9 protein-coding genes are annotated in these 12,587 nt (G+C 59.3%); 5 read left to right on the top strand and 4 right to left on the bottom strand.

Features of this window, described 5'->3' with window-relative positions; all coding sequences use genetic code 11:
• Positions 1-70 precede the first annotated feature (70 nt).
• The 4 genes from QZ534_RS06935 to QZ534_RS06920 form a co-directional block, all read right to left on the bottom strand.
• Positions 71-1,117 carry a class I SAM-dependent methyltransferase gene (locus QZ534_RS06935; RefSeq protein WP_296933066.1) on the bottom strand — a complete coding sequence of 349 codons (1,047 nt, stop codon included), beginning with the start codon at positions 1,115-1,117 and terminating at the stop codon, positions 71-73.
• Between the two features lie 124 nt (positions 1,118-1,241).
• Positions 1,242-1,415 carry a hypothetical protein gene (locus QZ534_RS06930; protein WP_296933064.1) on the bottom strand — a complete coding sequence of 58 codons (174 nt, stop codon included), beginning with the start codon at positions 1,413-1,415 and terminating at the stop codon, positions 1,242-1,244.
• A 120-nt stretch (positions 1,416-1,535) separates the two neighbouring features.
• Positions 1,536-2,219 carry a carbonate dehydratase gene (gene can / locus QZ534_RS06925; protein WP_296933062.1) on the bottom strand — a complete coding sequence of 228 codons (684 nt, stop codon included), beginning with the start codon at positions 2,217-2,219 and terminating at the stop codon, positions 1,536-1,538.
• Between the two features lie 65 nt (positions 2,220-2,284).
• A complete protein-coding gene (locus QZ534_RS06920) occupies positions 2,285-7,171 on the bottom strand; it encodes an NAD-glutamate dehydrogenase (RefSeq protein ID WP_296933060.1) in 4,887 nt (1,628 codons plus the stop codon).
• Between the two features lie 163 nt (positions 7,172-7,334).
• On the opposite strand from QZ534_RS06920, the gene QZ534_RS06915 reads away from it, so the two are divergent.
• Genes QZ534_RS06915 through QZ534_RS06895 form a run of 5 tightly spaced genes read left to right on the top strand, consistent with a single transcriptional unit; the run spans position 7,335 to position 12,569 of the window.
• Positions 7,335-8,297, top strand: a complete 963-nt coding sequence (locus QZ534_RS06915) for a MoxR family ATPase (RefSeq protein ID WP_296933058.1) — start codon at positions 7,335-7,337, stop codon at positions 8,295-8,297.
• A gap of 37 nt (positions 8,298-8,334) precedes the next feature.
• On the top strand, positions 8,335-9,276 hold the full coding sequence (locus tag QZ534_RS06910; RefSeq protein ID WP_296933055.1) for a DUF58 domain-containing protein: 942 nt from the start codon (positions 8,335-8,337) through the stop codon (positions 9,274-9,276).
• Complete coding sequence (locus tag QZ534_RS06905) at positions 9,273-9,743, top strand: DUF4381 domain-containing protein (protein WP_296933053.1); 471 nt, start codon at positions 9,273-9,275, stop codon at positions 9,741-9,743. Before QZ534_RS06910 ends, QZ534_RS06905 begins: the two co-directional genes overlap by 4 nt.
• Entirely contained in the window at positions 9,737-10,768 is a 1,032-nt protein-coding gene (locus tag QZ534_RS06900; RefSeq protein WP_296933052.1) for a VWA domain-containing protein, read from the top strand. Before QZ534_RS06905 ends, QZ534_RS06900 begins: the two co-directional genes overlap by 7 nt.
• A complete protein-coding gene (locus QZ534_RS06895; protein WP_296933050.1) occupies positions 10,758-12,569 on the top strand; it encodes a VWA domain-containing protein in 1,812 nt (603 codons plus the stop codon). Before QZ534_RS06900 ends, QZ534_RS06895 begins: the two co-directional genes overlap by 11 nt.
• The last annotated feature ends 18 nt before the right edge of the window (positions 12,570-12,587 follow it).

Genomic DNA, 12,587 nt, shown 5'->3' with positions numbered 1-12,587 from the left:
TCCCTTTTCCGGTTGGCTCCGTTTTTCTGGACGCGAACCTCTTGCCCCTCACCCCAGGGGCTTTTTTCGTTCAGGAACGGCGAAATGCCCGATAGACGGTAAATCGTCGATCTTCCTGCAGGCGCTCAACCGGGCCAATGCATCGCTTCATCAATGGCTCGTAGGGCAAAAAACTGTTCGCCACTAGACGAACCTCACCACCCGGCGCCAGGTGACGCACCACCTCTCGAAGAAAGCGCTCGGTCATCGACAGATCGGTTCTGACACCGGTATGAAAAGGGGGGTTGCTCAGAATGACGGGCCAGGTGCCCTCAACCCCCGAGAGGCCATCCGAGGCCAGAATACGCCCGGAGACGCCGTTGCGCTCATAGGTGGCCCGGGCACAGATAACCGCCTGGGACTGCACGTCGATTCCGTCGACCGTTACCGTGAGTCGATTCTGCCCCTCGTGCCAGCGATGCAGCCAGGCACCAAGGACACCGGCACCACAAGCAAAATCCAGCACGGGGCCAGACCGCAATGGATTTTCGTCCAGCGTCTCCAGCAGAATCCGGGTGCCCTCATCCAGCTCACCGAGACTGAAAATTCCCGGCAGCCCGGCGACTTCCAGATGTACCGTTTTGCAGTCAATACCTGTCCAGGTCATCCATTGCTCAAGCGAGAAATCCGGCAGCGACTCTACAGTCTCAGCACACCAGACCTGGCAGTGTCTGGCACTGTCGATCTTGGCCGCCTGCGGCGCCACGGCCTTGAGCTGCTTGACGGCCCCGGCAACACCTTCCTTCTTTTCACCAACAAGCACCAGCCGCGCGCCCTGCACCGCCAGCCATCGCGCCAGGGCAAGGCGTAAATCAAGCTCTGCGCGGGCTTTGGGCAAAAACACCACCAGGGTGTCAAAACTGCCGGCTGCGAGAGCCGGATCGTTGTAGCCGAAACAGACCTCCCAGCCGTCGTACCCGGCAAGCGCGGCGCAGACACCGGCATGCTCACTCATGGCCATACCGCCGGCAGGCAGATCAGACAGTAGCCCGTTGGCGGAAACGCCTAACAAAGCCACCCGCCCCTGCAAGAGATGGCGGTTTCGCAACAGGACTTCATGGGAGTTGGGCAATGACATGGATTGGTTGATCCCGCGTGGGTAGTTCAAGGACGGGATATGCTAACCGGAATGAGCCCTCGCGTCTCCCCTACAAGGTGGAGACCGGAGGGCTTTCAGAGGGTAAATACCACGGCAAACTCAGTCACTTGTAGCGGGCAACCGTTCCAACCCGCAAGGCATCTTCCGGGGACATGCCCCAGTCTTCGGACTGACTGGCTTCAGAAGGTTTCTGCCCCCGACCCCGTTGCTCCGGGCCGCCAGTCAGGTCTTTCCGCTGGTTCAGGGCAGTCAGGGCTTTTTGCATCAGTTCTTTCATGGTCTACCTCCTCGCTTACTGCAAGAACTACTCTAACAAAGCGGGAGGTGACCAACTGTGATGACGCCGAGGGTCAGGAAGTGACGCTCATCACGAATTTTTGACGCGATTTTACATTCTTTACTGAGCGATTTTCTGACGCCCGGAGCGAACCGGTCTCTCTACCAATTCATCGATACTGTTCTGGCGGACCCGCTCACGATTCTCCTCACTGGAGACCGACAGCCCCATATCCCGGAGCACACCGTCAGCCACATCGTAGACAAAGCCATGGACCGTGAGTGGCTGACCCCGCCTCCAGGCCTCCTGGACAATGTTGTTCTGGCAGACATGCCCGACCTGCTCAACGACATTGAGTTCGCACAACCGATCCACCCGGTCCTGGACACTTGGCAGATCATCCAGCACCTGTTGGTGACGATCACGGACATCCTGCACATGGCGAAGCCAGTTGCTGATCAGCCCGAATCCTTCGTTGAGCAATGCCGCTCGCACACCACCACAGCCATAGTGGCCAACCACCAGAATGTGCTTCACCTTCAACACTTCGATGGCGAACTGCAGCACCGACAGACAGTTAAAATCGGTATGGACAACCACGTTGGCCACGTTTCGGTGAACAAACAGCTCCCCTGGCATCAGATCGACGATCTGGTTGGCCGGCACCCGGCTATCCGCACAGCCTATCCACAGGTATTCCGGAGCCTGCTGATTCGACAGGCGGTGGAAAAACTGCGGATCCTGGGCCTTGATGCCATCCGCCCAGGCCCGGTTTTTTTCCAGAAGATGGTCAAGCTGACCCATTATCCCTCTCCGTTTAATGATTCCCGAGCGCCGATTGAACGGGAATGCAGACGCCAAAGCAATACTCAGTTGGTCTCAGCTTCGGCCTCCGCGTGTGGCTGGTGCATGGTGCTCTGGGCCAGATCCAGCAATTCGCGCAGGGCCACCGAGAACATGGCGTATTCCGGCTCCCGCACACCCTTGAGCTCCGACAGCATGGATTTCCAGCGATCGATCATCGGCTGATGACGCGACAGCCAGCTCTCCACACAGGCCGGGACATCTTCCGGCTTTTCTGCCAGTTTCAGAACGCCGGTGGTCAGGGCACGCTGCTGCCAGTCCAGATCCTCACGGAAACTTTCCCTGGCCAGAGCCTGCCAGTGGGAAGCCGGTTGCAGTGCTGCAATAGCGCTGGCAAACCAGTTCAGGTCCAGACGATCGCCCAGCTCATAATACAGGTTGGCAACAGTCTTCAGTGGCATACCCGAGGCTTCGTGGGCCTCGATAATGCCCAGCGATGAATACAGGTGCCCGGTACCCGAGACCACGGACGCCAGCTCTGACGGCAGGCCGGCATCCACCAGCGCCTGATGCCGCTTTTCCCAGGTGGTTTTGGCCTGGTCACCAAGATATTCCGGTAGTCCGGCGGTAATCGCCCAGACGCTGTCGGCAAAACGCTCCATGTGGTGCTGAATGCTCAGCTCCGCACGACGGTTGCGCAACAGCCAGCGCACCGAACGGCGCATCAGCCGCATCAGGTCCTGCATCAGCTCCATCTGCAACTGGGCCGGCACATGAAAATCCAGGGCCTCAATCCTGTCCCACCAGTTATCAATGCGGAACACATCCCGGGCAATGATCCAGGCCAATGCAATGGAGGCCGCATCGGCACCGGTAGACTGGTTCAAACGCTCCACAAAGGTAATTCCCATGTGGTTGACCATGTCGTTGGCAATCTGGGTCGCGATGATTTCACGGCGCAGTTGATGCTCTCCGAGCTCCTTCGAGAATTTCTGGGTCAGATCCCGCGGAAAGACCTTGTACATCTCACCGGCCAGCAGCGGGTCGTCAGGCAGAGTGCTGTCGATCAGGGTCTGCTTCAGGTCGCCTTTCACGTAGGAAATCAGAACCGACAGTTCCGGCCTGGTCAGCCCCTTCTTGTCGAGTTTGCGCTCGGACAGGGTTTCATCATCCGGCAGAAACTCCAGGGCCCGGTTCAGCTTGCCCTCGCTCTCAAAGGTATTCATCAGCCGGCGATATTCCTCCAGCCGGGTCGCCGCATCCTCACTGGCGATACTGATAGCCTGGGTCTGCCGGTAGTTGTTCTTGAGCACCAGCTCAGCAACATCATCGGTCATCTCCTCCAGCATGACGTTGCGCTGCTTGTTGGTGAGATCGCCCATGGCAACGGCCCGATTGAGCAGGATCTTCATGTTGACCTCATGGTCGGAACAATCCACGCCACCGGAGTTGTCGATGAAGTCGGTGTTCAGGCGCCCGCCGCGAAGGGCGAATTCAATCCGGCCGAGCTGTGTGAGCCCGAGATTGCCGCCCTCGCCGACCACTTTGCAGCGCAGTTCCGATCCGTTAATGCGCAGACCGTCGTTGGCCTTGTCGCCCACATCACCATGGGACTCGCTGGCACCTTTCACATAGGTGCCGATACCACCCACCCAGAGCAGGTCGACCTGGGCCTTGAGAATATGGGAAATCAGCATGTTGGGCGGCACCCGGTCCGATTTGATACCCAACAGCTTCTTCATTTCCGCGCTAACGGGGATGGACTTGGCACTCCGGCTGAATACGCCGCCCCCTTTGGAGATGAGTTTGCTGTCGTAATCGGTCCAGGCTGAGCGGGCAAGCCCGAACAGACGCTTGCGCTCCTTGAAGCTTTTCTCCGGGTCTGGCGAGGGATCAATGAAGATATGGACATGGTTGAAGGCCGCAACCAGTTTGGTCTTCTCCGAGCACAGCATCCCGTTGCCAAAAACGTCGCCGCCCATGTCACCAATACCGATGGCCGTGAATTCATCCAGCGCAGGGTTGATACCCATTTCCCGGAAGTGGCGCTCGACCGATACCCAGGCGCCCCGGGCCGTGATACCCATCTTCTTGTGGTCGTAGCCGTTGCTGCCACCGGAAGCGAACGCATCGCCCATCCAGAAGCCGTATTCCGCGGCCAATCCGTTGGCGATATCCGAGAAGGTTGCCGTGCCTTTATCGGCAGCCACAACCAGGTAATGGTCATCGTCGTCGTGGCGAATAACTCTTTCCGGCGCCGCAATTCCCGAATCCACAAGGTTGTCGGTAATATCCAGCAACCCCCGTATGAACGTCTTGTAGGCCTCGATGCCCTCGGCCTGGAAGGCCTCGCGGTCTGATGGGTCCGGCAGGCGCTTGGCGACAAAGCCACCCTTGGCACCCACCGGCACGATGACCGCGTTCTTGACCTGTTGAGCCTTGACCAGCCCCAGGATTTCCGTGCGGTAATCCTCGAACCGGTCAGACCAGCGCAAGCCACCACGGGCGACCTTGCCACCCCGAAGGTGGACACCTTCAACCCGGGGTGAATACACAAAGATCTCAAACATCGGCATGGGAAGCGGCAGGTCCGGAATCCGCGATGGATCGAACTTCACACTGATATAGGGCTTGGGACCGCCCGCCTCATCCACCTGGTAGTAGTTGGTGCGCAGCGTAGCCTGCATCAGCTCGAGATACAGCCGCAGCACCCGATCCTCACTGAGATTTTCGACATTGTCGAGACCGGCATTGAACTCTATTTCCAGTTTTTGCTGGGCCGCCTGGCTCTTGCCCGGGCTCTGGTAGCGTTCCGGATTGAAGCGGATCTCGAAAAACTCCAGCAGCATCCGGGTCAGCTCGACATGATTGACCAGCGTGTTGGAAATAAAGGTCTGGCTGTTGGAGAACCGGATCTGACGCATGTACCGGGCATAGGTCCGCAGCAGAGCGATTTCGCGCCAGCTCATGTAGGAGGACAGTAGCATCCGGTTGAAAGCGTCGTTCTCCGCCTCTCCATACCAGACGCGACGGAACAGCTCCTCGAAAATGGGCCGGATACGATGAATATCCACCACGCTGCCATGGTGAGCCTGGAGGGTGAAATCGTGGATCCAGACCGTTTTGTTGTGACGGTCGGTCACCTCAAAGGGGTGCTCACCGATAACCCGGAATCCAAGGTTGTCGAAAATCGGCATCACATCGGAAAGTGGCAGAGGCTCGTCCGGGTAGAAGAGCTTGAAATGCAGCGTGCTTTCTTCCTCTTCCAGAGCCCGGTAGAAGCTCATGGCCAGATCATGGTTATTAGACGATGCCGCGATGTGCTCCAGGTCAATGGCAGCCCGCCTGGGCGAGAACATGTCGGTGTAACTGGCCGGGAATCCCCCTGCCCACAACCGATAAAGTTCATTGCCCTGCTCTTCACCATAGGCCTCGCTCAAGGCTTCGGAAAGTCCATCCCGCCAGGATTGGGCAAGTTCAATGACCTTCTCACGGATCTCCGACGTCGGCAGTTGGCGGTTTTCAACCTGGGGAACCCGGATGGTGAACTGGACGCGAGCCAGTACCGACTCGGAAAAATGCGTGACAAACTCGACGTCCTCGGCCTCCAGCCGGTCTACCAGAACCTGCTCTACCTTCAGCCGCAATTCGGTGTTGTAGATATCCCTCGGGAAGAACGCCAGGCAGGTAACAAACTGGCCGTACACATCTTCCCGCATGAACAGCTCGATGCGGCGGCGCTCCTGGATATACAGGATACTTTTGGCCACTTTCAGCAATTCGTCCGGCTCAATCTGGAACAGCTCGTCCCTCGGATACACCGTCAGGATCTGCTCCAGTTCCTTGCCGGCGTAATCGTCACGCAGGAAACCGGACCGCTTCATGACGCTCTGGAACTTCCGACGCAGCAGGGGAATCTCGTCAGGGCGTTCGTTGTATACCCTTGCGGTGTAGAGACCGAGGAAGCGGCGCTCACCGACCACCTCACCTTTGCTGTTGAACTTCTTGACGGCAATGTAGTCAGGATACGCAGGGCGGTGGACCCGCGAACGCTGGGCAGACTTGGCGAAGATAAAGATATCATCGCTCCGGGTCATCTCATGACGGGTGCGCTGTGGCAGCTCATTCAGGCGAACCCGATCCGGGCGTTCGTTATTGACCCGGAGGATACCCAGTTCGGAATTCTCAACCCTCCGCACGACCATGCCGCTCTTATCCTTGGCAAAGTCATACTCGTCATAGCCCAGAAAGGTGAAATGATCCCGGGCCAGCCACTCCAGGAAGGCCCGGGCCTCCTCTTTCTGATCTTCGTTGATGCCGGCGGTGGTGCTGTCCAGCTCGCCCAGGATCTCGTTCACCTTCTCGGTGACGATCGGGAAATCGCTAACAGCGATCCGCACCTCGTGGAGAACATTCTGCAGTGTATCTTCCAGCTCGCGGAGGTCCTCGGGATTACTGTGTCGGTCAATCTCAAGAACAATGAAAGCCTCATAGGCTGATTCAGAGGCTTTCTTTTTCGAAGTGAGCAGTTTCTTGAGTTTGCCATCCTTTTCACGCTCAACCTGCAGGATCGAGTGCTGGATGGAATGGGTGCCAATCTCGCGCTGGTTGATGGCAATGCGCAGGGAATCGATCAGAAACGGAATGTTCGGATGCAGGATAAAAACAACGGTATGGGTCGACTGCCAGCCATCGCTCTCCAGGTCCGGATTGAAAACAGCGACGGGCGTCTCCTCGGCAGAGCGCTTTTGCAGAAACTGCCATGCGGCAAGAACGGCGCCATAGGTATCACCAAATCGTCGACTGACAAGCTCCTCAAGCGGAATATGAGCATAATGCTGTTTGGCAAACTCGCTGATTTTCCTGGCTTCGGTTTTAGAAATCTTCTTTGCGAAGGCCTCAGCCAACTGTTCAAAGAATTGATCCTTGCTGGCCACTGTCAGCGCATTCATGGTCGACCTCAGTTAGTGTGAAATAAACGTAATCGGCGTATCGTCACATAAGCATAGTCAAACCCTTGATTTTTGCCGGCCAGACGCCAAAACTTCGGCAACTACCTACGCACGATACGGGTTTCTCCGGAACATCCTCAGATACAGAGAGCAGTCATTTCCAATGTCGTTACAGCATACGTTCGGTGAGTTACGGGAACAGTTAGCCAAACGGATTATCGGGCAGGAAAAGCTGGTGGATCGCCTGCTGATAGCGCTGCTTGCCGATGGCCACCTGCTGGTAGAGGGCGCACCGGGACTGGCGAAAACCACCGCCATCAAGGCGCTTGCCGACCATCTGGAAGGCGATTTTCACAGAATCCAGTTCACCCCGGACCTGCTGCCCTCCGACGTCACCGGCAGCGAAATCTACCGCCCGGAAACGGGCCAGTTCGAATTCCAGCGCGGACCAATATTCCATAATCTCGTGCTCGCCGACGAAATCAACCGGGCACCCGCCAAGGTCCAATCCGCCCTTCTGGAAGCCATGGGCGAGCGACAGATCAGCGTTGGTATGCGCACCTTTCCTCTGGACCGGCTGTTTCTGGTTATGGCAACCCAGAACCCCATCGAACAGGAGGGCACCTACCCACTGCCAGAAGCCCAACTGGACCGGTTCCTGATGCATGTCGTCATCCACTATCCATCGGCGGAGGCGGAGAAGGCTATTCTGCAACTGGCCCGGAATGACTACCGTCATGGCCTGCCGAAAACGGACCTCCGACTGACCGCAGACCAGGTATTTGATGCCCGTGCAGAGGTAGCCAATATCTACATGGCAGAGCCTGTTGAGCAATATCTGTTGGTACTGGTACTGGCAACCCGTGACCCGGCCGCGCTGGATCCGGAACTGGCCCGGTGGACTGCCTTCGGCGCCAGCCCCCGTGGCACTATCGCCCTGGATCGCTGTGCGCGGGCACTGGCCTGGCTCGACGGCCGTGACTACGTAACGCCGGACGATGTGCGTGCCATGGCCTTCGACGTGCTCCGACACCGCATCCTGCTCACGTTTGAAGCAGAAGCCGAGGGCATGACCGCCGATACCGTTATCGAGCGGCTGATCGAGCGTGTTCCGGTGAGCGCCTGAAGCCATCGACGGAAGCAAGACACGGGAGCCGTCTGGCATGGGCAACACCGAAGCAATAACCCACATTGGCCTACCGGATCTGATCCGCCTGCAGGCAGACGCCCGGGCGCTGAAACTTCCCTCTGCCCGCCCTGTACGCTCCCGCCAGGCCGGCTTGCAGCGCTCACCCCAGCGCGGCCGGGGTATGGCGTTTGCCGAAGTCCGTCTGTACCAGCCCGGGGATGACATTCGCAGCATCGACTGGCGGGTAACAGCCAGACGCCAGGAACCACATACCAAGCTCTACGAAGAAGAACGCGAGCGGCCCGTCCTGCTCCTGTGCGATCTCGGCCCCAGTCTGTTTTTTGCCAGCACCGGCGCCTTCAAACAGGTTCGCTGTGCCCAGATCGCCTCAATTCTGGCCTGGCTCGCGTTATGGTCCGGAGACCAGGTGGGGGGCATTGTTTTCAATGGCGAGGCCCTGCACGTTCTTCGCCCTGCCCGTCGCAAAAAGTCGGTGCTTCGGCTTCTGGACACCCTGGACGAACAGCAACTCAGAGACAACCGCACACAGGTAAAGGACGAGCAATCCAGCCAGTGCAGGCTGGACACGGCGCTCACCGAGGCTCGCCGGGTCGCTCACACCGGCAGCCGGATTTTCGTGATCAGTGATTTCCTTGATATCTCGCCAGAGACGGGCACCCTGCTCGGTGCCCTGGCACGCCATAATGCTGTTAGTGCCCTTAGAATCGTGGATCCATTGGAAAAAGAGCTGCCCAAAAGCGGACGCTTCGCGGTTGCCGGCCCGGATGGTCCAGTGTGGTTCGACGCCGGAAACCCCCGGTTCCAGCGGGCCTGGCATGAGAAGGTCACCAACCATGAACAGCAATTGGAGGAATGTTTCCGTACCTCCGGGGTTACTATGGCGGAGGTATCCACAGCAGAAGATCCCGCAGTGGCCCTGAAGTTACTGCTGGGGCCTGGAGGGCGAATCGGATGAATCCGCAGGATCCGCTCAGCCAACTCAGGGACATTCACCTGCCAGAACCCGGTGGCTTCTGGCCGCCGGCGCCGGGCTGGTGGATTCTGGCAGTGCTGATCATTGCGGCGTTTGCGGCCCTGGTCTGGTTTATCCTCAAGCGACGAAAACGAAACCGTTGGTTGCGATCCGCCCGCGCCCAGCTCGCCAGCCTTGAGCGCTCAGCCAGTCCGGATCCCGCGTGGTTTACGCAACTGAATACCCTGCTCAAGCAAGCCGCCCGAGAGCGCTACCCGGACCAACACCCGGAGGCGCTGACTGGCGATGCCTGGGTGGAATTCCTTTTGACTACCGCCCCAAGGGACCGGGTTGCCTCCAGACCGGTTGCCGAGGCCCTGGTGCAGAGTGCCTGGCGGCCCAATGTTTCGGCAGAACCCACCGAAGCACTGGCGTTCGCCCGATTGTGGCTGGGAGGACAGAAATGCTGAGTCTTGCCTGGCCCTGGGTACTGGTTCTATTGCTGTTACCGCTGATCCTTAAATGGCGCAAGCCTGGAGGGCAATCGGTCGACGCACCGGTGCTACCGGTCGGCCACTGGCTGTCTGACCTGCCCGGCGTCAGTCGTCGCGGCAATGCCGTTCCACTCTGGCAGCAACTTTTGCTGTTCCTCATGTGGACCCTTCTGGTGATTGCGCTGGCACGGCCCCAGCACGTGGGTGAGCAGGTGCAGATGCCGGTTTCCGGCCGCGATCTGATGCTGGTCGTGGACATCTCCCCCAGCATGGATGAGCAGGACATGGTTCTCCAGGGCCGGAGCATTAATCGCCTGCAGGCGGTCAAGCGGGTGCTTGATGATTTCATCTCCCGCCGCCAGGGTGATCGGCTAGGTCTGATCCTGTTCGGCACTGAGCCCTACGTTCAGGCCCCCCTCACCTTCGATCTTGAAACCGTCCGAACCCTGATGCGTGAGGCGGGCCTGGGCATGGCCGGTCGCGCCACCGCCATCGGTGACGCGGTAGGGCTGGCCACCAAGCGGCTGAGAAACCGGCCCCAGGACCAGCGCGTTGTGGTTCTGCTGACCGACGGCGCCAATACCGCCGGCGAAATTACCCCTGACAAGGCCACCGAAATCGCCGCCGCCGCCAGCATTCGGCTCTACACCATCGGCATTGGCGCCGAGTCCATGGTGCAGCGCGGCCTGCTGGGCTCACGGCGGGTGAACCCGTCCAGGGATCTCGACGAAAACCTGCTGACCCGGATGGCGAAGCAAACCGGGGGGGAGTATTTCCGGGCCCGTAGTCTGCCCGAACTGGAACTCATCTACGAGAGCATTGATCAACTGGAACCCATCGAGCTGGAGGGCAAGTTCTTTCGGCCAGTGACCGAGCTCTATGTCTGGCCTGCCGGCCTTGCAGTCCTCCTGTGGCTGACCCTGTTCCTGGTTCGCCACGGGTGGCAGCTTGTCGCTGGCTCACGGCGGAGCGGGAAAGAGGAGGAAGCAAATGTGGGCTGACTTTCATTTTCTGCGACCGTTCTGGCTCTTGCTGCTCCTGCTGCTACCGATCCTGTATCTGGCATTCCGGCAAATGCGTCTGGGCGACAGTGGCTGGTCCCGGCTTATTCCGGCGCGTTTGCTATCGCCGCTGATTCGTCACGATGGCAGCTCGGGAAAAACGGCAAAATCGCCGCTGGCTCCGGCCGCCGTCGCACTGACTATCCTGTCCCTCGCACTGGCCGGGCCTGCCTGGCGGGAGGCACCCACCCCACTGAAACAACCGGGCGACAGCCTTGTGATTGCACTGGACCTCTCCCTGTCCATGCTGGCCACGGACGTGGAGCCGGATCGCCTGACCCGGGCAAAACGGAAAATCCGGGATATTCTCCAGCTTCGGGAGGGCAGCCTGACCGGCCTGCTTGTCTTTTCCGGCGACGCCCATGTGGTCACTCCACTCACCGATGATGGCCGCACCATTGAAGGCATGCTCAATGTGCTGGACCCGGTTATCATGCCAGCCACAGGTAACCGGGCGGATCTGGCCGTGGCCCGGGCAAAGGAATTGCTTGCGCAGGGTGCTCCAGGGCAAGGCCGGATTCTGCTGATCACTGACGACATCAACGATCGTTACACCGGGACGATCCGGGACACCCTTTCCGGAACCGGTTATGCGCTTAACACTCTCGTTGTCGGAACCGAGGAAGGCGGCCCCATTCCCCTGGCCCGGCGCGGATTTATCCGGGAAAACGGGGACATTGTAATCAGCCGGGCGGACCCCGGTGCGCTGGCAGAACTTGCTAAAAGCACCGGCGGCCAAAGCCATGAGCTGACCCTGGACGACACCGATATTCAATCACTGGACCTGAGCCCGAGGGACAGTGACGACTGGCAGGAATCAGAGGACGGCCTGACGGTCAGCCGCTGGCAGGATGACGGTTATTGGCTGCTCTGGCTCGCCCTTCCCCTGATTTTGTTGGGCTGGCGCCGTGGTGCCTTCAGTGCCCTCGCCCTGATCCTGTTACCGGTCTGGCCACAGCCCGCTGCTGCCATAAGCTGGGATGAACTCTGGCAACGGGAGGATCAGAGAGCCCCCGCACTGATTGAGAAGAGCCCGGAAACCGCCGCCCGGCAGCTGGACGACCCGGAATGGCGTGGTTCTGCCCTGTATCGATCCGGCCAGTTCGAGAGCGCCGCCCAGGCATTCGCCCAGTCACAGGGCCCACGTGCCAGTTACAACCGTGGCAACGCACTGGCCCGTGCCGGCAAACTGGAGGAGGCGTTGGCCGCTTACGATGCCGCCCTGGAAAAGGCGCCAGACATGAAGGATGCCCGACACAACCGGAAGATTGTCGAGGAGCTGCTGAATCAACAGCAGCAGGGTCAGGACGGCAGCCAGCAGGACTCTTCGGACTCCTCCAGCAACGAGGAAAACCAGGGCAACCAGCAGCAGAACCGCCAGAATCAGCAAGGCAACAGTGAAAGCGAGAATTCCGGCAGTTCGGGCAACAAACAGCAGCAAAGCCCCGATAACAGGCAATCTTCGTCCGGCCAGCAGGATCAGCCAGGCAATCAGGCCGATGACCAGAACCAGCAGGAGCCCGGCGAGGATGGCACTGCGCAGCAGGCATCTGGAGAGAACGAAACGTCTCCGGGCCAGGCCCAGGCGCCCGCCGCTATTTCTGAAACACCGCTGACCCAGAGCCAGGAACAATGGCTCAGGCGGGTCCCGGACAATCCGGGCGGCTTACTGCAGCGAAAGTTCCTGCAGCAGTATCAACAACGCCAGACTCCATCCGATGAGGGCGATACACCATGGTAAAACGGCTGATTACACCCG

Source organism: uncultured Marinobacter sp. (assembly GCF_913055835.1).
Lineage (GTDB): Bacteria > Pseudomonadota > Gammaproteobacteria > Pseudomonadales > Oleiphilaceae > Marinobacter.
The sequence above is the reverse complement of the archived record's forward strand: the minus strand, read 5'-3'. Positions and strand labels throughout refer to the sequence as shown.

What these genes read in the sequence shown, in the direction of transcription:
- QZ534_RS06920 (WP_296933060.1), bottom strand. Translation starts at nt 7,171, where the DNA reads ATGAATGCGCTGACAGTGGCCAGCAAGGATCAATTCTTTGAACAGTTG.
- QZ534_RS06915 (WP_296933058.1), top strand. Translation starts at nt 7,335, where the DNA reads ATGTCGTTACAGCATACGTTCGGTGAGTTACGGGAACAGTTAGCCAAA.
- QZ534_RS06935 (WP_296933066.1), bottom strand. Translation starts at nt 1,117, where the DNA reads ATGTCATTGCCCAACTCCCATGAAGTCCTGTTGCGAAACCGCCATCTC.
- QZ534_RS06910 (WP_296933055.1), top strand. Translation starts at nt 8,335, where the DNA reads ATGGGCAACACCGAAGCAATAACCCACATTGGCCTACCGGATCTGATC.
- can (WP_296933062.1), bottom strand. Translation starts at nt 2,219, where the DNA reads ATGGGTCAGCTTGACCATCTTCTGGAAAAAAACCGGGCCTGGGCGGAT.
- QZ534_RS06900 (WP_296933052.1), top strand. Translation starts at nt 9,737, where the DNA reads ATGCTGAGTCTTGCCTGGCCCTGGGTACTGGTTCTATTGCTGTTACCG.
- QZ534_RS06930 (WP_296933064.1), bottom strand. Translation starts at nt 1,415, where the DNA reads ATGAAAGAACTGATGCAAAAAGCCCTGACTGCCCTGAACCAGCGGAAA.
- QZ534_RS06895 (WP_296933050.1), top strand. Translation starts at nt 10,758, where the DNA reads ATGTGGGCTGACTTTCATTTTCTGCGACCGTTCTGGCTCTTGCTGCTC.
- QZ534_RS06905 (WP_296933053.1), top strand. Translation starts at nt 9,273, where the DNA reads ATGAATCCGCAGGATCCGCTCAGCCAACTCAGGGACATTCACCTGCCA.